The organism is Mesorhizobium sp. M0227, assembly GCF_040321855.1.
Lineage (GTDB): Bacteria > Pseudomonadota > Alphaproteobacteria > Rhizobiales > Rhizobiaceae > Mesorhizobium.
Genome location: NZ_JAMYSJ010000001.1, coordinates 36,986 through 55,690, shown reverse-complemented (window position 1 = coordinate 55,690; position 18,705 = coordinate 36,986). Strand labels below are relative to the sequence as shown.

Annotated in this window: 13 protein-coding genes; 10 read left to right on the top strand and 3 right to left on the bottom strand. The window is 62.9% G+C overall.

The features are described from left to right. The first annotated feature begins 1 nt into the window (after position 1). From tssM (NKJ00_RS00205) to NKJ00_RS00175, 7 genes are read left to right on the top strand one after another with little or no spacing between them, the layout of a single operon-like run. Positions 2–3,538 carry a type VI secretion system membrane subunit TssM gene (tssM, locus tag NKJ00_RS00205; RefSeq protein ID WP_352440780.1) on the top strand — a complete coding sequence of 1,179 codons (3,537 nt, stop codon included), beginning with the start codon at positions 2–4 and terminating at the stop codon, positions 3,536–3,538. Beyond that, the gene (gene tagF / locus NKJ00_RS00200) at positions 3,520–4,068 is read left to right on the top strand and encodes a type VI secretion system-associated protein TagF (protein ID WP_023809151.1); all 549 of its coding nucleotides are present in this window, start codon (positions 3,520–3,522) and stop codon (positions 4,066–4,068) included. Before tssM (NKJ00_RS00205) ends, tagF begins: the two co-directional genes overlap by 19 nt. Beyond that, positions 4,061–4,933, top strand: a complete 873-nt coding sequence (locus tag NKJ00_RS00195) for a DUF4150 domain-containing protein (protein ID WP_023809152.1) — start codon at positions 4,061–4,063, stop codon at positions 4,931–4,933. Before tagF ends, NKJ00_RS00195 begins: the two co-directional genes overlap by 8 nt. A gap of 9 nt (positions 4,934–4,942) precedes the next feature. Further along, positions 4,943–5,368 (top strand): hypothetical protein, encoded by a 426-nt coding sequence (locus tag NKJ00_RS00190; RefSeq protein ID WP_023809153.1) that lies wholly within the window; start codon positions 4,943–4,945, stop codon positions 5,366–5,368. 3 nt (positions 5,369–5,371) lie between these two features. Further along, positions 5,372–5,851: a hypothetical protein gene (locus NKJ00_RS00185; protein WP_023809154.1), complete on the top strand. Its 480-nt coding sequence runs from the start codon at positions 5,372–5,374 to the stop codon at positions 5,849–5,851. Between the two features lie 3 nt (positions 5,852–5,854). Beyond that, a complete protein-coding gene (locus NKJ00_RS00180) occupies positions 5,855–6,940 on the top strand; it encodes a DUF2169 family type VI secretion system accessory protein (protein ID WP_050592625.1) in 1,086 nt (361 codons plus the stop codon). Further along, positions 6,937–7,980, top strand: coding sequence for a hypothetical protein (locus NKJ00_RS00175; RefSeq protein WP_023809156.1), 1,044 nt, complete (start codon positions 6,937–6,939; stop codon positions 7,978–7,980). Before NKJ00_RS00180 ends, NKJ00_RS00175 begins: the two co-directional genes overlap by 4 nt. A gap of 1 nt (position 7,981) precedes the next feature. Here the strand turns inward: NKJ00_RS00175 and NKJ00_RS00170 are convergent, their stop codons facing one another. The 3 genes from NKJ00_RS00170 to NKJ00_RS00160 are packed head-to-tail and all read right to left on the bottom strand — an operon-like array spanning position 7,982 to position 11,916. Next, positions 7,982–9,145: a hypothetical protein gene (locus NKJ00_RS00170; RefSeq protein WP_023809157.1), complete on the bottom strand. Its 1,164-nt coding sequence runs from the start codon at positions 9,143–9,145 to the stop codon at positions 7,982–7,984. 10 nt (positions 9,146–9,155) lie between these two features. Continuing rightward, on the bottom strand, positions 9,156–9,578 hold the full coding sequence (locus NKJ00_RS00165; protein WP_378978123.1) for a DUF6484 domain-containing protein: 423 nt from the start codon (positions 9,576–9,578) through the stop codon (positions 9,156–9,158). A gap of 10 nt (positions 9,579–9,588) precedes the next feature. After that, on the bottom strand, positions 9,589–11,916 hold the full coding sequence (locus NKJ00_RS00160; RefSeq protein ID WP_023809159.1) for a type VI secretion system Vgr family protein: 2,328 nt from the start codon (positions 11,914–11,916) through the stop codon (positions 9,589–9,591). A gap of 240 nt (positions 11,917–12,156) precedes the next feature. On the opposite strand from NKJ00_RS00160, the gene tagH reads away from it, so the two are divergent. From tagH to tssM (NKJ00_RS00145), 3 genes are all read left to right on the top strand, one after another. After that, complete coding sequence (gene tagH / locus NKJ00_RS00155; protein ID WP_352628276.1) at positions 12,157–13,203, top strand: type VI secretion system-associated FHA domain protein TagH; 1,047 nt, start codon at positions 12,157–12,159, stop codon at positions 13,201–13,203. 303 nt (positions 13,204–13,506) lie between these two features. Further along, a complete protein-coding gene (tssL, locus tag NKJ00_RS00150; protein ID WP_352628274.1) occupies positions 13,507–15,006 on the top strand; it encodes a type VI secretion system protein TssL, long form in 1,500 nt (499 codons plus the stop codon). A 22-nt stretch (positions 15,007–15,028) separates the two neighbouring features. After that, on the top strand, positions 15,029–18,586 hold the full coding sequence (gene tssM, locus NKJ00_RS00145) for a type VI secretion system membrane subunit TssM (RefSeq protein WP_352628272.1): 3,558 nt from the start codon (positions 15,029–15,031) through the stop codon (positions 18,584–18,586). Positions 18,587–18,705: the final 119 nt, after the last annotated feature.

Here is an 18,705-nt window from a genome sequence, read left to right as displayed (position 1 = left end):
GATGTTCATCCTGCGCTTCCTCTGGGCGGTTCTGACATCGCGCTGGCTGTGGACGCTGATCGGCATCACGCTGCTTTCCCTGGTCATCTGGGTGTTCGGTCCGATCGTCAGGGTCGGTGCCTACGAACCGTTCGCCTCTGAAAATGTGCGCATCGTCATCATCGCGCTGCTGGTCATCTTCTGGCTGATCTGGCTGATCGTCGCCCAGCGCCGGGCGATCCGCGCCAACCGCCTGTTCGTCGCCGACATTGCCGCGCCCGCGGTGGAAAAGCCGCTGAGCCCCGGCGAAGAGAACGTCGCTGCCGTGGGTGCCAAGTTCGCCGAGGTGATGGCCGAACTGAAGCGCCGCAAGCTGGGCGGCCGCAAGTTTCTGCGCGACATGCCGTGGTATGTGATCGTCGGGCCGCCGGCCACCGGCAAGACCACGGCTCTGCGGCAGTCCGGACTGAATTTTCCGATCGACCTCACCGACGACCTGCAAGGGGTCGGCGGCACCCGCAACTGCGACTGGTTCTTTTCCGAAAACGCGGTTCTGATCGATACCGCCGGCCGCTATGTGCAGCAGGAGAGCCAGCCCGATGTGGACGCGGCGGAATGGCTGGGCTTCCTCGACCTTTTGAAGAAGCATCGCGGCCGCCGCGCGCTCAACGGCGTCATCGTGGCGCTTTCGATCGACGTGCTTTCGGAGGGCGACGAAGCCATCAAGGCGCACGGCCGCAAGATCCGCCGCCGGTTGGCCGAGCTCAACGACCGGCTCGAAATCCGCCTTCCGGTCTATCTGATGCTGACCAAGGCCGATCTGATCAAGGGTTTCGAAGCCTTCTTCGGCGGTCTGTCCACCGCCTCGCGCGAGCAGGTGTGGGGAACGACCTTCGCGCTGGATGCGCGCGTGGATGCCAAGACCATCGAACGCGAAATTTCGACGCTGGCGACGGAGCTGGAGCGGCGGCTGGTGCCGCGCCTGGAGGATGAGGAAAAACTCGCCGCCCGTGCAGAGATCTTCCGGTTTCCTGCCCAACTCGCAAGCCTGTCCGAACCGATCCAGGTGCTGGTCGAGGCGATGTTCGGCGAAAGCCGGTATGAAGAGGCTGCATGGCTGCGCGGCCTCTACCTGACGTCGGCGACTCAGGAAGGGGCGCCTATCGACCGACTGACCGCGGCGCTGTCGTCGTCTTTCGGTCTTCCGCCACGGCGGGTCCTGCCCGCACCAAGGGTCGAGAAACGCAGCTTCTTCCTGAAGAACCTGCTCACCGAAGTCATCTTCAAGGAAGCAGGCCTGGGTACGTTCGACCCGCTGGCGCAACGCCGCCGCGCCTGGATCTGGCGGGGCGCGGCGGCTGCCTGTGCCACAGCGGGCTTGCTGGCCAGTGCGGTGTTTGCCTGGTCCTACTACGACAACCGCAATGCGATCTCGGCCCAGGCAAGCCAGTTCGAAGCGCTGCAGACGCCGTTGACCTCGGCTGCCGCAAACCCGGCATCGGTGCAGCAGCCTGCCATCGACGGCGCGCTCGAGGCAATGGACGCGGTCTCAAATGCCCGGACAGCACCGCCGGCCGCTGTCCAGGATCTGCTAGGGCCATCGGCCTCGGCGGAACTGGTGCGGGCTCAGACCGACACCTACGATCACGCCTTGCGCAACGTGCTTGAGCCGCACATGGTGGCCCTTCTCGAGGCCACCATGTGGCGGCAGATCCGCGATCCGGATTTCATGCTCGGCGCTCTCAAGACCTATCGTATGATGACGGGTCTGTCGCAGATGGATCCCGACTACACCCAGAACTGGTGGGTCAACAGCCTTCCCGAATTCGCGGCCGCAGCACCATTTCCAACCGCCGATGCCGAAGAGCATCAGCTTGCGGCCATCCGCCGGATGACGGTCGACGAAAGCTATATCGAGCCCGACCAGGCGCTGGTTGCCGAAGCGCTGAAAACGGTATGCACGATTTCATTGCCGGCGCGTGCCTACAAGCAATTGCTGGCCGATCCGGTAGTGGCCGGGCTCAAAGAATGGATTCCGGCGAATTTCGCCGGTCCCAACGGCGCCAAGGTTTTTGCGCGTCGCTCCGGCAAGACGCTTCGCGTCGGCATTTCGGGAGCATTCACCTATGCAGGCTTCCATGACGCCGTTCTCGACCGGATCGAGGATGTGGCAGCACAAGCGGCGCTGGATCGGGCGGTCTTCGCCGGGGGCTGCTCCGAGAACTCCGAAACGTCCGTGTCGGCGCTGTCCGAGGACATCCTGAAGCTCTACTACGACGACTATATCGCACAGTGGGACAGCTTCCTGCGCGATATGAGGCTGGCGCCGTTGAGCGACCTCAATGTCGCCAGTGAGAATCTGAAGGATCTTTCCAGCGCCGATTCAGCGCTGAAACGCCTGCTCACGGCGGTCGTTCAGGAGACCGAGCTTACCCGGTCCGATGAAGCGCCGGCCGACGACAAGGCGGCGGCCAAGGGCGGCTCGAAACTGCTCGGCAAACTCGGCAAGCTCGGCAAGATCGTCAAAACGGGGGCAAAGCTGCTTCCACGCGCGGGCTCAGCTGACGAGGTGGATCTTACCGGCAACCTGGTGGCCGAACACTTCAAGCCGCTCAAAGGTGCTATTGCCGAGGTCGACGGCCAGCCGCCAGCACTCGACGCCGCGGTGGTGGCTTTGACGGCGCTGTCCAACGTTTTGCAGACGGTCACGGCCAATCCCGATCCCCAGGATGCCATCAAGAAGCAAGGCGGCCTCGCCGAACTGACGGGGGCGGTCGCAAGGCAAGCGCAAATCCTGCCCGACCCGGTCGACGACTGGCTCGGCGGTGTCGCCGGCGACACCAGCGGGTTGACGCAAAAGGCGGTCACCTCGGAGCTCAACGCCATCTGGCGCGCCGACATCCTGCCCTTCTGCCAGGCGGCGCTCAACGACCGCTATCCGTTCAGTCCCGAAAGCGCGGTGGACGTCAATGTCCGCGACTTCGCCCGCCTGTTCGGACCGGCGGGCCTGATCGACGCGTTCACCAACGACCATTTGATCAGCTATGTCGACACCGCCAGCCAGCCGTGGAAATGGCGTGCCGATTTCGGCCTCGACCCTTCGGCGCTGGCGGCTTTCGAGCAGGCCAGGCGGATACGCGACGATCTCTTTCCCGGCGGTACAGGACCGGTGATGAGCTTCACGCTGGAACCCAAGGACCTGTCTCCGAACGTCACGCGCGTAACGCTCAATCTCGATGGCCAGACCCTCGTCTACTTCAACAACGCGACGCGGCCGCAACCGATGACCTGGCCCGGCAAGGACGGCACCGGGGTCATCTCGCTCGCCTTCCAGCCCATCGATGGTTCGCCCGAAATCATGCTCAACGAGACCGGCAGCTGGGCGTGGCTGAGGATGCTGCGCAGCGGCCGATTCACTGGAACCTCGCTGTCCGATGTCTACAGCCTGCGGCTGGGCACGAAAGGCATGTACGCCGATTTCGAGCTCAAGGCCGCCAGCGTCGAAAACCCTTACAACCTGCAAATGTTCAAGAAATTCTCATGTCCGCCGCAGATATGAGCACCGGCTTCTTCGGCAAGATTCCGGCGACCGGAGATTTTGTCGCCGCGAACTTGCCGCGAGCGTTCATCGACCGCTGGGACCGGTGGATGTCGATGGAACTGCGCGAGAGGCCAGACGAGGGGGAATTGGATTCGCGTGTCTGGCGCTTCATCGTCAAGGGCGGCATTTTCGGCGACCAGCCCTGTGCCGGCGTCTGGCGCATGAGCGAGGATCGCGTCGGCCGCCGTTATCCGTTCGCCATCGTCCGGCTTGGGGCCCCGCCGGAGCCGGGCGACCCGTGGTACGATGCAGTGGCCTCGCTTCTTCAGAACTGCGTCGACAACTACTGGGCGCAGACCCGGCTGGCCGAAAGCCTTCAGATTTTGCCACCTCCGGGCGCCGCCGCCGCGACCGACAAGATCGCATTCTGGAGCGACGACTGGGAGGTCAGGGAGTTCGGCTTCGCCGACATCCACGACCTTGCTCAAAATGCCCTGCCCGCGATGCGCGGCATCGCCGGAGACGGCGGGGTCCTGAGCCATGGGTAACACGGTCTACGCCGAAAAGATGGGCTTCTTCCACCAGGCAAGCGGCGGCAAGGGCGTCGCGCCGGGCGACGTCTGCCTCAGCCCGCCGCCGCCGCCAGCGGGACCGGTGCCGGTTCCATATGTCAACATGCTTTCGGCCAGCGATCTCATCAAAGGCAGCAAGAGCGTCAAGGTGCAGGGAACACCGACGGCGCTGGAGAACTCTTCCGAAGTGGCGCTGAGTACGGGCAACGAAGCGGCCACGCCTGGACTTGGCGCCGGCGTGGTCACCCATCGCATCAAGGGTAAGGGCTCGTTCAAGCTCTGGTCGTTCACGGTCAAGGTCGAGGGCAAGGGAGTCTGCCGCCACGGCGATCCGATGGAGCAGAATACCGCGAGCCCGCTGCCGAACACGGTCGACGTGTCCGCCATGGTCGACTTCTCGGTGGTGCTGGGCAAGGACGCGATGAAGGAAGACTGCCCGCGCGACTACAAGTACTCGGAGGACTATACCCCCACGACCGAGACCCAGCGCGCTTCCGTGCAGGGGCAGACCTGCTGGCAGTGCAAGAAGGACCGCGCCAACATCCTTCGTCGGGCTTCAGGCCCAGCCAAGGACAAGGCGCTGAAGGACATTGACAAGAAAATCAAAAGGCAGACTGACGGCAAGGTCACGATGATCGCCGATCACCAGCCGCCGCAGAAGACCGCGTGGGAGATGGGAGCGTGCCACGATCCGGGCAGCTTCGCCCAGCGGATGCGCGACCTTCCGTGCCAGCCGCATTGTCATGCTCACAGCATGGAGCAGTCCCAGGATATGCGCGCACTGGATCGCCGCGAGCTTTACGATGCGATGAACAAGCACATTGGCGGCCTGGGCATATAGAGATATGAAATGATCTCGATAACGTATCAAGACATCTATGATCGTTGGACAGACGAGTTGAAGATCGTCGTGCCACCATTGCTGGAATGGTGGCATGACCTTCGTGCGCAGGAAGTCAACAGGGAGCTTGTCGACGCCCGCTGGCCGGCGGGACCAGCGAGTCACCCTCGGGTCATTGCCCTGTTTCGGAAGTACTACTTCGAAACGACGCGACTGAACGACTTGCTTTCGGGCGGCGGGCCGGAGCCCGGGAGGAGCGAGATGTGGGGCTCCGAGGCCAAGCAGTTGTCCGAAGGGAGCGAGGGGGACGGGCCGGTCCCACCCGTGACGTTGCTCCTCTCCTGGCTGGGCGACACCGAGCCCGAGCTGGCGGACTTCATGAGGCCGTTCGACTTCATTCCCATCGGGGAAGATCCGGAATTCGAGGAGTCCTGAGCGATGGCACTGCTCGTCAACCACAACATCCAGAACGGGACCTACCGGCTGCTGCGCGCGCCCGGTGACGTCCGAGGCCGCGCGGAAGGGACGGCGCCGGGGACCGGCTCGGCTGGACATCGCAGCCTGTTCGCCGCCTATCTGCTCGATTTCGTGGACGTGTTCGCTGTCGCGTCCGAGACATGGAACGCGAGTGTCGAGGAGCGCATGGAGACCGGCCTGCCGATGGGCGAGGCAATCCTCCGAACGATCGAGGCCAAGGGGCTTGCCGGCCCCGCCGGCCACCCGAGGGTGGTCTGGCTCGTGCGCAAGTACTGGCTCGCGTGCGACAAGGAAAACCGGCGTTCCGCGTCGAGTGCGGTGCCTCCCGAAGTGTTACTTCTCGAGTGGCTGATCCAGGGCGGCCATGACGACTATGCGACGCTGCTGACCGCGATGCCCTACTGGCCGATCGGCCTCGACGAACACGGCAATTGGTGCTGAGCGATGGCGTTCGCGGTCGGGATCGAGAATCGCACGCCGTTCGCCACCGCAACACATGTGCAACTCGACGCCGACGGCCAGGAAGTCCTGGTCGTCATGTTCTCGGCAAGCTTCGATGCGCTCGACGGCGCACCGGCACTGGACGTCTGCGAAGACCAGATGCCGGTCGCGCTCTGGGATATCCCGTTCGGCGATCCAGCCAATTCCTCCAATCGCTACGAAGCCGATATTGCGCCGCATAAGCCGGCCGCCGAAATCCTTGTCAACGGTTCGGCGCACGCGCCGAACCGCCGTCCGGTGGCGGAGATGCAGGTCGGTTTCCGCGTCGGTGGCTTGCAAAAGGTGCTCAACGTTGTCGGAGACCGCATCTACGATGCCGGCGGCTACAGTGCGCCGGCCCTGTTCCGAACCATGCCGATCGTTTACGAGCGCGCCTATGGTGGGACGCTGCCAGATGGCCGGCTTGACCGACGCAACCCGGTCGGCGTCGGCTATCACCATGCCTCGTCCGCCGATCCGGCAGTGCGAACACAAGCCCCGAATGTCACCTACCCCGCCGAACCTTATCTCAGTCCCTCCGATCGGCCCAGACCGGCCAGCTTCGGCCCGCTCGGGCGGGGTTGGATGCCGAGACTGCCGCTCGCGGGCACCTACGACCAAGCCTGGATCGACACGCAGTGGCCACTGCCTCCCGGGGATTTCGATCCGCGCTACAATCTGTGCGCCCCGGCGGACCAGCACCTGCCGGCAATCCATGGCGGTGAGACTGTCACGATCATCGGCATGACACCGAACGGCCGCTGGGACTTCCGCCTGCCGCGCATCGTTGCGCCTGTGCGGCTGATCTATGACGACCGGGTCGAGGAACGTCCGTTTGCCGCGGACACGGTGATTGTCGAGCCGGATCTGTGGCGCGTCACACTGAAAGCGCGCTTTTCACACGTGACAAAACGGAACACGCCGGCGCTGCGGGAAATCGTCTTCGGCCATGTCACGCCCGCCTTTCTCGTGGCCCGGCGCAAGCGCAAGAGCTATCTCAGCCCGCGTGGCGGCGACGGCACAGTCGACCGCGCCGTGTGGCAGCCATGAAGCGGCCGCTCTACGTCGCCGGCGGCGGCGCCGTCACGCCCGCCGGGCTGAACGCGCGGCAAACGATCGCAGCCATTCGGGCGAGCCTTTCGGCCTTCGAGGAAATCACGCTCGCCGAACCGTTCGGAGTGCCACAGGTAGTCGCGCGCATACCCACTCACCGGCATCTGCGCCGCAACGAAGGCGAATGGCTGGTCAACATGGCCGCCCGCGCTATCAACGAAGCGCTCGGCGCGGGCGAGCCGGGGGTCGCGGCGGCCACCGCGCTGCTCATCACGACGCCGGAGAGCTTTCGCAACCATCCGGCTTTCGTTGATATTCCGGCGCGCGATTTCCTGGCCGCGGTTGTCGACGCAACAGGCCTGAGATTCCACCACGCCTCGTGCGTCATCGACGGCGGCGCGGCGGCAAGTGTGGGACTGATAGAACGGGCGCTTGCACTGATGGAGGATCAAGGCGCCGCACAAGTGCTGCTCGGTGGCGTCGACAGCCTCGTCAACCACACCGACCTCGGCCGGCTCAGCCGGACCGGACGTTTACAGGGCGCGGACAACGCCCAAGGACTGGTTCCTGGCGAGGCGGCCGTCTTCGTGCGGCTGCTGCGGGAACCTGGCCGCGAGCCTGTCGTGGCCGCTATCCATGGCATCGGCATGGCCCAGGAGACGGACAGCATCCTTTCCGAGCGCTACAGCCAGGGCCGCGCCATGCTCGGCGCGCTGCGCGACGCCGTTTCGGGATCGGGACCATCGGAACCCGACATCGACTTCGTCGTCTCGAACGGCAATGGCGAGCGCTATCATGGCTGGGAGATGCTGATTGCCCGACCGCGCTTCTATCGCACGCACCGCACCCTGATGGCGACGGCCTATCCGGCGATGACGGTCGGCGACACCGGCGCGGCCAGCGGCGCGCTGGCGCTGATGCTGGCCGCCGACAGTCTTGTCCAGAATTATGCGCCGGGATCGATTGCCATGTGCGAAGTCGCATCCGAGAACGGATTGCGCGCCGCCGCCGTCGTGGCGCGGGCGAACCGCCGATAGATTACATCCAGGCCGGGAACCGGCGCGTCCTGCGCCAATCGGTCAGCGGCGTATCGGTTGCCGCGATGGCCGCGCGCAACGCGTCGAGCCGCAACCGGCGCATCGAATGGAAAGGCGTGCGGCCGCGCCCGCCCCGTCCCTCGTCCCACCAAGCAGCAACGCGATCGGCGACAGGCAACGGGCTGTGGTTCAGAGATTCAAACGCCTTCCCCAAATCGGCCGGGTCTATCGTGAACAGGTCGGTGTCGTTGAAATCCACCTCGAACAGATCGCGCATCGCCAGCCCGGCGGCAAAGACAAGTTCCGGTTCGCGCATCTTCTCGATCAGCCAGGGCATCACCGACGGATCGCCAAACAGGCCGATCGACGCCGTTGCCGCCACGCGTAGCAGGGGCTGGCCGAGGCGCGTCTGCAACCAACCTTTCGCGGCCTTGGGCGGCGTTGTCAGCAGGCGTATCTCGATCGCCGCCTCCGCTTGGTCCGTCTCCGTCAGCACGATCTTGTCGATCACTGGGTGCGCGGACCGCGCCTCACCAAGCAGGCAAGCGGCGAAGGCGGCCGCAAGACGTTCTCTCGCCGTCTCGCCATCAAGGCCAGCCAGGACTGCCGGAAGCAGGTCGCGCCGCCCGAGCCCACCGGCGAGCCGAACGGCGCGCCGGCGGACGTTCGCGTCGGAATGGCTGGCCAGATCATGCAGGCGCGGTCCCGGATCGACGCGGTGATGCCAGAGCGCAGACAGCCCAAGGCAGCGTAGTCGCGCATCGCTTGTGTCCAGCCATTGCGCCACGAAGGGACGCAGGTTATCGCGCGGCGTGCGCGCGATCGCAGCGGACAAGCTTGAAAAGCCGGCTTCACCCACGCTTACGCCGGCGTCGATTGCGGAGGTTACCAGTTTGGCATCGCTCCAACGCATTGCCAGAGTGCCGAGCACGAAAAGTTCGCCTGGTTCGGCGTAGTCAGCAAAGCGCGCTTGAGCAGCTTCCCAACCGGCCTTGCCGGCTGCCATGAGCCCTTCAAGATTGGCTTCGAGACGCTGGTCTATGCGACCGATATCGGTTTCGTCGAGGATTGGACCGTCGATCTCCCGACGACGGCGCAGCCACAGGAAAGCCGCGTCCTCGGCATGCTGATCCACGATGGCGGCGATGGTCGCGACGCGGTGCATAGGCAACGCCTCAATTGAGATGCACGGCCCCACCGCGAATACGGTTGGTCCCGCTGGCCTGGCTCGTCAACTGGCTGCCGCGAATGGTCACGCGGCCATTCTTTTCCAGAATGATCGACGCCAGGCCGCAGCGCAGTTCTATGCGCTCGTCTCCGGTGATGACGACACGGTCGCCTTCGCGAGCGACTTTCAGCTCCCTGTTCTTGTGCGCCGGATCGACGATGCGTCCAACGACCAACGGCCGCGTTGGATCACCCTCCTCGAACAGAAGGGCCAGTTCTGAACCGATCGCCGAAATGTCCAGTTCAGTCAGGCTGCGCGCCGCAATCGCCGTCTCGCGCGGATTGCCAACGAAGACAACAAGCGGTGCCCCGCCCTCGAAACCGATCAGCAGGCCGATCACGACGCCGTCGATACGATCCAGCACTTCCATGATGACGCCCTCAGTTGTTGTTGATGGTGCTTCCCTTGACGATCACGTCGCCGTCGGCCTTGACGGTAATCTTGCCGCTGCCCTTGAGCGTTATGTCCTTGCCGTCGGCAACAATGGTGCCGTCCTTTTTCATCGTGATCGACGCCGAGCCGCATTTGAGTGTGATCGAGTCACCCGCCTCGATCACCAGGTTCTTGCCGACCTTGATCGAGCTGTCGTCCGCAATCTGGATTCCGCTGCCCTTGCCGACCTTGAGCGCGTGCCCGCCTCCGACATCGGTTGCGTCGTCAGCGCCGATTTTTGCCGACCTGCCTTTGCCGATTTGCGACGACTGCGCGCCGCCGATGGCGAAACTCTGGTCCGCGCCGATTTTCACGCTCTGCGCGGCCGCGATTGTCCAATTGTCCGCCGCTCCGATGGTGTGAGTCTGTCCGGCCCCCACTGTCATCGAGCGCGATGCGCCGATCTGATTCGTCTGGACGGCGCCAACGCTTCGGGTTTCCGCTGCGCCCACTGAATCCACTCGCGCCGCGCCCACGGTGATCGTCTGGATCAACCCGACGGTCTGCGTGTGATTGGACCCGATCGTCTCCGTCGAGTTCGCGCCGATGCCGATCGTCTCGTTCGAGCCAACCGTAAGCGAGCGGTTGACGCCCACCGTCTCGGTATCGTTCTTGCCGATGTCGGTTGTCTGGTCGACGCCGACCTTGACTGTCTTGTTGTTGCCGACGTCCTCGTCGAGGTTGTGGCCGACGGAATGCTTGGCGTCGTGGTCGATGCGGTCCGACTGATCGTGCTGCACCAGCTTGGTACGGTCATGCTTGATCAGAAGGTTGTGGTCCTTCTGCGCCTGGAAATTGACCAGTTCGGAGCCGGCCTTGTCCTCGAACATCAGCTCGTTGTAGCCGCCGCCGCCGAGCGAGGAGTCCGACTTCCAGCCGGATTGCGTGGCACTCGCCGGCAGCCCGTAGGGCGGCATCTGCGAGGCATTGTAGACCCGGCCGGTGATGATCGGCAGGTCAGGGTCGCCTTCGATAAAGTCGACGATCACCTCCTGGCCGATGCGCGGTATCTGGATGAAGCCCCAGCCGCTGCCGGCCCAGGTCTGTGAGACCCGCACGAAACAGGAGCTGTTCTCGTCCTTCTTGCCCAGGCGATCCCAGTGGAACTGCACCTTCACCCTGGCGTATTTGTCGGTGAATATTTCCTGGCCTGACGGACCGACCACGGTCGCCGTCTGCGGCCCACGCATGATCGGTCGGGGCGTGATCCGTGGCGGACGATAGGGCAAGGCGGTCGGCGCCACGCCCAGGATCACCTTGAAGTTCTCGCTGTCGACGTCGGCATGGCTTCTGTATCCCGGATCGAACAGCCTGTATTCGGCGCTGACCACCAGATACTCCTGGTTCTGGTCCTCGCGCGGAAAGCCATCGAGCTTGAACGTACAGCCCGAAAACAGGCCGCGCACGGTGCCGACCGCGGCGATACGCTGGTGGACGGCCTGGATCTCCTCGCGTCGGATCGCGGCCAGGTTGTCGCCCCGGCCGACTTCGAGATGCGCGCCGGGCTGGCGGTAGTTTTCGCCGGCGGCCAGCTTGTGACTGAACGGCTGGGCCGACTTGGCCATAAGGTCGGCGCCCGGCTTCTTGAAATCATAGTCGGTGTGGGCATAGGCGCCCGGACGCACCGAACTGCCCGGTATCCATTCGGTGATGTATTCGACATCGCGCCGGGAGCCCTGCCCTTCAAAATGATAAGGTACTTTCTCGTAGCCCGGCGCCGGCTTCAGCTTGCTCATCGCATCGGTCAGGACAAGCGTGTGTTTGCCCTCGTCATGCTCGAAAAAATACAGGATGCCTTCATGCTCGAGCAGCCGCTGGACGAAATCCAGATCGGTCTCGTCATATTGTACGCAGTATTCGCGCGGAGGGTAGGAACCCTGCAGACGCAGATCGAACTCCGCCGTGCTGTATTTCTTGAAGACGTCCTTGACGATGTCGACGACGCTCTTGTTCTGGAAAATACGGCAATCGGTGGTGTTGCCGAGGAACCAGAGCCACGGCCTGACGACCGCTTCGTAGTAGGCCAGCCGGTCTTCTATGCGGGTCAGGCGAAACTCGGACACAAGGCCGCTGAACCAACGTTTCGGATCGGATTCGCCTTCCACCGAAACGACACCCCCCAGCATCTTCAGCGGATCGATATCGGGGCTGGGGCTGACGAACCCTACCGTATAGGCCAAACAACGGCTGATCTCATCGCGACCGACAAGATGCGTGAAGGTCAACAGCTCGGCGCCAACCGGTGTTTGCACAACCGTGGCACGTTCGTTCGGCATGGGTCGTGCCCCTCCTGGACGCGGCCGCCGGCAGTGGGTTTGAAGTTCCCGCATCCAGGAACTTTTTGGCCCGCCGCACCAGGCTATGTTGAGCCTACCACATGTTGTCCGGCCGACCAAAGAGATGCACAGCGGAAAAACCTTACCCTGCCGATGCATTGGCTCGAAACGCCGCTGTCCTGTTGGATGTGCAAACTGCTAGAATGTGGAGTATCGATCAGCGTTCGACGGCGATCCTCGATGTATATCAGTCTGCAAATCAACAATGTCGACGCCTTGCCTGCGGGCATCTCGACCAGTTACGCGGCGCGTGATCGCGGCTTCGAAATCGGACGCGAGGCTTGTGATTGGACCTTGCCGGACCCCGACAAGTTCATCTCCGGCCGGCATTGCGAGGTTCGCTACGAGGCAGGCGCTTTCTGGCTGCACGATGTCTCGCGCAACGGAACCTACATCAACGGATCGAGCCAGCGCATGACCGGCCCGCATCGGCTGAGCCATGGCGACCGGGTGCTGATCGGCCGCCATGTCATCTTCGTATCGATCGACGACGAGCCCGCCACGACAGGCCATATCAGTTCGACACAACGAGAAATGCCGGCCGCGACAGGCCGGCCGCTCGAATTCGCCGCCGAGCCGTTCTTCACTCCTTCGGAGCAACATTCCGGGCAGCGGGTTCCGGCTCCGGCGTTCTCGTCGCAACCGCCTCTCCCCTCGACCAGAGACGAAGTGCTGCGGGAAATCGCGATCGCGGCCGGCATCTCGCCGGAATTGCTTCAATCGCGCGATCCGCATGAAGTTGCCGCCGAAATCGGCACGGTCCTGCGGACTGTGGTCGAGGAACTGACCATGCTTTTGAAAGCGCGCACGGCCGCGAAAATACTGGCCAAGAGCACACAACGGACGATGATCAGCGCCGCCGACAACAACCCCCTGAAGTTCGTCCCGGGAACCGACGACATCCTCGAAATCATGTTCGCCCGCCGCAGGGCCGGCTATCTGGATGCCAGGCGCAGCATCAAAGATGCATTCCGCGATCTCAAGACGCACGAATTCGCCACCTATGCCGCCATGCAAGCTGCGCTGTCGCGGCTGCTCGACGATCTGTCGCCCGAGGCGATCGGAAAGAAACTCCCCCCGACATCGTTCTCGTCTAAGAAAAGCCAGGCCTGGGACGCTTTTGTCGCGACCTGGCGAACCATGGAGGAAGCCCACGAGAACGGCATGCTGGACATATTCCTGGCCTATTTCAGCGAGGCCTATGCCAAGGCCGACAAGCAGAAATAGACAGGCCCAAAGGGGGATGCGAGGCTGAAGTCGACGAAGAAAACCTCTTTGGTGCGCGGCATCCGGTTCCAATCGAGAGTTTGTGAGATTACGATCGCATACGACAATTCGCTAAGCGGCTAAGGCTGATCGACCTGGGGGTCTGCGGCAAATGTCATCTTTCGGCGGGATAGTAAGATATAGCCTACCTTCCTCCGGACACTGTCAGGGTCGGCAGGGGTTGCGTTTCCTTCACCTGACGAGAAACCGTTTTGCGCCTGTCTCACCCAGTCGCGGGCACACCGCCTGCACGGACGATCGTCCATGAGTTCGAAGGACGATCCTTTCGGCCCGGCTGGCAAGACCGTCATTCGCGCCCCTCCACGGCGTGAGCGAAAACCGGCGCCGGTCCCTCAAGTGCCCGTCGCGGATGACGGGCAAACCTCGCAGATCAAGGATTCGACCGTATTCGATCCCGGCATCGGCCGGCATACACCGCCGGGCTGGGCATCCGGGACAGTGATTTATCAAGGAGCCCCTTCCGCTTCGGCAGGAAGCGGCGCTTCCGAGGCAGCTCTACGGCAGGAGACCCTGCTCAATGTCACGGACAGTGTCAGATATTCCGCGGCAAACCCGATCCTTGCCGCGGCCGCACCATTGCTGATGCTGTTCGGCCAGTTCAGGCTTATCCCCGTCGAGAGACAAGCCGAGCCGTTGGCCGAACATGTCACTGAGGCGATCGATAGGTTCGACAGGACAGTCGAGAAATCAGGTGTTGCCGAAGAGGATGCGCGGATTGCGAAATTCATCCTCTGCGAAACCGCCGACGATCTCGTCGGCAACCTGCCTTGGCCACAGAAAGATACTTGGGCGCAGCACAGCATGCTGTCGCAGTTCTTTCACGTCGAGCCCAGCGGCACAGGCTTCTTCGAAGCGCTGAACAAGGTCCTGGCCAGTCCCGAGGCACACTACGATCTGCTCGAACTGATGCATGTCTGCCTGTCGCTGGGGTTCGAGGGCCAGTACCGGGGCCTGACGCGCGAAGACAGCAATCTCGAACGCGTTCGGCGCGACGTCTACGAAACGCTTCGCTATTTCAGGGCACGCGCGGACGCGGACATCTCGCCCCACTGGCAGGGCTTGGCGTCGACCATGACGCAGCCGTCGACACGCCTGCCGCTCTGGGTCGTCGCGGCAGCCGTGTCGGCGCTGCTGACTGCTGCGTTCTTCGCACTGCGGGTCTTCATCACCAACGAAGGCGACGCTGCCGCCGGTGAATTGCTGGCGCTCAACCCATCGACGCCGATTACCATCGAACGGGCCAGCGTGGCGCCGTTGGCGGAGCCGGCGAAAATCGTCCCACCCGTCGCCACAACCACGCAGATCGATCGCATCCGTTCGGCACTGGCCAAGGAAGTCGAAGGCGGCGGGCTGACCATCGGCACGAAGGGCGACTTCATCGTTGTGGAAATCAACAATCTCCTGCTGTTCCAGTCCGGCAGGGCCGAGGCGAAGCCGGAGTTCCAGCCCATTGCCGCAGATATCGCCGCGGCTCTGGAACCCGAGCGCGGACCGATCAGGATTGTCGGCCATACGGACAATGTGAAGCCGCGGAAATCGAGCCCATTCAAGTCCAACTTCGATCTCTCCGTCGCCAGAGCGAAGGCCGTCGAAGCAATGATGGCACCGAAGCTCAGTGATCCTTCGCGACTAACGGTGGACGGCAAGGGCGAGGACGAACCGATCGCCGACAATGCGACGCCGGAAGGCCGCACCAAGAACCGCCGTGTCGATGTGATGATCGCCAAGGAGGAAACATTGTGAGCACGGCCAGTCGGGAGCGGCCATGACGCGTTGGCTGCTGCGGATATTCAGCATGATTGCGCTGGCCGGCTTTGCGGCGGCAGTGTGGTTTGCCGGACCCTTGATCCGCTTCGCCGATACCCGTCCTCTCGGGCCTGCCTGGCTGCGCGCGACTATCATCGGGGTGATCGTGGCAGCGCTCACGCTTTTCTACGGCCTGCGTTTCTGGCAAGCGAGAAAAGCGCAAAAAGCACTCGAAACCGTGGTCACACACAATGACGACCGCGATGACGACTCGCGGGTGCTCGAGGCCCGCGTGAATGAGGCCGTGGCGGCGCTCAAGCGGTCGAGCGGCAAACGCAATTTCCTTTATGAGATCCCCTGGTACATCGTCATCGGCCCGCCCGGTGCCGGCAAGACAACGGCGCTGGTCAATTCGGGTCTGAATTTTCCGCTGGCCGGTTCGGGTGATGCCCAGCCAGTTGCGGGCGTTGGCGGAACACGCTCCTGCGACTGGTGGTTTACCGACCAGGCCGTCCTGATCGACACAGCCGGACGCTACACGACGCAGGATTCCAATGCCGAGACCGACAAGAAGAGCTGGCTTGCCTTCTTGTCACTGCTCAAGAGAGCCCGCGCACGGCAACCGATAAACGGCGTCATCCTGGCCATCAGCCTCGCCGACCTCGTCAGCCTCGACGATCAGCAGCTTGACGCTCACGTCGTCGAGATACGCAGTCGTCTGCGGGAAATCCACGAGACGCTGAAAATCCAGTTTCCGGTGTACCTGCTGTTCACCAAGGCCGACCTGGTTTCAGGGTTCATGGATTACTTCGGCGGCTTCGACGAGCCGCGCCGGCGCAAGGTCTGGGGCGCGACATTCCAGACCACGGATCGCAACAAGAATATGGCCGCCGAGGCTCCGGCCGAATTCGATGCACTGGCAAGACGCTTGGTGGAGGAGATGCCTGACCGCCTCCAGGAAGAGGCCGATCCGGTCGCGCGTATATCCATCTTTGGCTTTCCGGCGCAGTTTGGCGCGCTGAAGGAGCGAATTACCAATTTCATCGCCAGCCTGTTCGATCCGACCCGCAGCCAGGTGAATGTCAGCTTGCGTGGACTCTACTTCTCTTCAGGCACGCAAGAGGGAACGCCAATCGATCAGGTGTTGGGCGCGATCGGTCGCAATTTCGGCAGCAGCCCCCGCGCCCATCTTTCCGGAACCGGCAAAAGCTTCTTTTTGCACGATCTGCTGACGGGCGTCATTTTTGCCGAATCCGGATGGGTTTCGTATGACAAATCAGCTGTAAGACGTGCAACGATCGCCAGGTTCGCCGGCCTTGGCGCCATCGCGTTGATCGCTGCGGCGGCCCTCGGCACCCTAGCCCTGAGCTTCACAGCCAACAGGTCGCTGATCGCCTCCACCACGCAGGCCATGAGCCAGTATCGCCAGACGGCGGACGCGTTGCTCAAAAGCACCGAGGTCACCGATGTCGACCTCGAAAACGTCATTGGCCCGCTCGACCAGTTGCGCAATCTGCCGGCTGGGTTCGAAACCGGCGACGTGCCGACACCGATCGAGGAGACGTTCGGCCTCAGCCAGCGGGAGAGACTTCTTTCGGCATCCAAGACGGCTTACCGGGAAGCGCTGGAACGAATGTTCCGATCGCGCCTGCTGATCCAGGCCGAGCGGACGATCCAGGCCAGGATGGCCGATCCCGCCGCGCTCTACGAGCCGTTGAAAATCTACCTGATGCTTGGCGGCAAGGCGCCGAAGGTCGACGACGCGTTGATCATTTCCTGGATGAAGCACGATTGGGAGCAGAACCGGTATCCAGGTGAAAACAACCGCGAAGGACGCGAGCATCTCGAAAAGCACCTGGGTGCCATGCTTGCCTTGGACGACGCCTACGATCCGGTTTTCGAACTCAACCAGCCGCTCGTCCAAGCCGCTCAACGGTCGCTCGGGCGCATGAGCCTTGCCGACCGTGCCTCGGCTTTGGTCAAATCCGCAGTATACGCGGCAGCTCTGGATGATTTTTCTGTTTCCCTGAAAAGCGGCCCGGAAGCCCCGTTACTGTTCGAGCGGGTCGATGGCGGCGATCTGTCAGGCCTTCGTGTTCCCGGCCTCTATACTTATGCCGGCTTCAACAGCTTCTATCTCGTGCAACTCTCGCGCATTGCCCAGACGCTCGTCGACGACCAGTGGGTCCTCGGTGGCGGCGGCGAGCAAGGCGGCATCGATCAGGAGTTGCCCAAGCTCGGTCCCGAACTTCTCGACCGCTATGGCAAGGAGTTCGCAACGGCGTGGAACAGCGTTCTCGACGGGTTGAAATTCAAGGCGATGCTGAAGGACAAGCCGCGCTATATCGCGCTTTCCGCCGTCGCCTCGCCAACCTCGCCGATCGAACTGCTGTTTACGGCGATCGCCGACGAAACCGCTCTGACGCGGGACGCTGCTTCCGGCAAGGACTCAGCCACCGGGGTTGAAGGCGGCGCGGGCCAGTTACAGGACGCAGCAAGCGTGGCCAAGGGTCTGGCTCGCATCGGCATACAAATCGCCACCGGAAAATCGCAAACCCGTGCCGGCACGGGATCCTTAAGCGCGCAAAACCAGAATCCCGGGGCCAACATCGAAGCGCAATTCAGGCCGTTCCAGGCCCTGGTGAGCGGTGCTGCCGGACACCGCCCGATCGATGCCTTGACCCAGAATTTCCGCGATATCTACCAGAGCCTGCAACTGGCGACCGACGTCCCCTCCCAGACGGAACGCGTCAACGCAAACCTGCAGCTCCAGATAGCCACCCTTCGCGCCAATGTCTCGCGACTGCCCAAGCAACTCGGCCGGATGGTCAATGCGACGGCAGACGAGTTTGAAGGCAACGTCACCGAGACCTCGGTGGCAAATTTGAACCAGATGCTCGACCAGACGGTCACACAGCCCTGCGAGGCGGCGGTCAACGGCCGTTATCCTTTCGCCCGCAATGGCACCGAGGACATCGCGATGGCGGATTTCGCCAAACTGTTCGCTCCGGGCGGGCTGATGGACCGGTTCTTCGCACAGAACCTCGCATCGCTGATCGATATGACCGGTCAGGACTGGAGCTGGAAACAGGATGCTCGCTTCGGCCGCGACCTGTCGAAGTCGACGCTGAAGAACTTCCAGCTGGCGGCCGAAATCCGTAGCGCCTTTTTTCCCCAGGGCGGTTCGGTGCCCTCGGTGAGCGTGACCTTCACGCCCTTCTCACTGCATGGCGATGCCGATGCGGCGGTGCTCGATGTCGACGGCCAGACCGTCCAGAGCAACCAAGCGGGCAACATGCCGAGCATAGTGACCTGGCCGAGCGGCGCGGCTTCCGGATCCGCCAGTCTGAGCCTGACGCCGGAGATGCCAGGCCGCGAATCCGCCATCAAGTTCGAAGGGCCGTGGGCCCTGAAGCGACTTCTGGACAAGGCTGCCGTCACCGGCCACGACAGCAACATGCAAGCACGCTTCGTGATTGGCGGACGCGACGTTACTTATACGCTCCAGACAGGTTCAGGCTCCAACCACTTCTTCCTCCCGGCCCTTTCCGGATTCAGCTGTCCCAAGGCGTTTTGAGATGGGTTTGATCTGCTGATCATGGCGCCGATCCGCTGACCAGAGTTCAAACCCCGGTTTTCCTTAGTTTTCGGTACTTTAATGTTCGAGCCTGTGGCAAAGTGGCGCCAGCGAGCGTC

What these genes read in the sequence shown, in the direction of transcription:
- tssM (WP_352440780.1), top strand. Translation starts at nt 2, where the DNA reads ATGTTCATCCTGCGCTTCCTCTGGGCGGTTCTGACATCGCGCTGGCTG.
- tagF (WP_023809151.1), top strand. Translation starts at nt 3,520, where the DNA reads ATGTCCGCCGCAGATATGAGCACCGGCTTCTTCGGCAAGATTCCGGCG.
- NKJ00_RS00195 (WP_023809152.1), top strand. Translation starts at nt 4,061, where the DNA reads ATGGGTAACACGGTCTACGCCGAAAAGATGGGCTTCTTCCACCAGGCA.
- NKJ00_RS00190 (WP_023809153.1), top strand. Translation starts at nt 4,943, where the DNA reads ATGATCTCGATAACGTATCAAGACATCTATGATCGTTGGACAGACGAG.
- NKJ00_RS00185 (WP_023809154.1), top strand. Translation starts at nt 5,372, where the DNA reads ATGGCACTGCTCGTCAACCACAACATCCAGAACGGGACCTACCGGCTG.
- NKJ00_RS00180 (WP_050592625.1), top strand. Translation starts at nt 5,855, where the DNA reads ATGGCGTTCGCGGTCGGGATCGAGAATCGCACGCCGTTCGCCACCGCA.
- NKJ00_RS00175 (WP_023809156.1), top strand. Translation starts at nt 6,937, where the DNA reads ATGAAGCGGCCGCTCTACGTCGCCGGCGGCGGCGCCGTCACGCCCGCC.
- NKJ00_RS00170 (WP_023809157.1), bottom strand. Translation starts at nt 9,145, where the DNA reads ATGCACCGCGTCGCGACCATCGCCGCCATCGTGGATCAGCATGCCGAG.
- NKJ00_RS00165 (WP_378978123.1), bottom strand. Translation starts at nt 9,578, where the DNA reads ATGGAAGTGCTGGATCGTATCGACGGCGTCGTGATCGGCCTGCTGATC.
- NKJ00_RS00160 (WP_023809159.1), bottom strand. Translation starts at nt 11,916, where the DNA reads ATGCCGAACGAACGTGCCACGGTTGTGCAAACACCGGTTGGCGCCGAG.
- tagH (WP_352628276.1), top strand. Translation starts at nt 12,157, where the DNA reads ATGTATATCAGTCTGCAAATCAACAATGTCGACGCCTTGCCTGCGGGC.
- tssL (WP_352628274.1), top strand. Translation starts at nt 13,507, where the DNA reads ATGAGTTCGAAGGACGATCCTTTCGGCCCGGCTGGCAAGACCGTCATT.
- tssM (WP_352628272.1), top strand. Translation starts at nt 15,029, where the DNA reads ATGACGCGTTGGCTGCTGCGGATATTCAGCATGATTGCGCTGGCCGGC.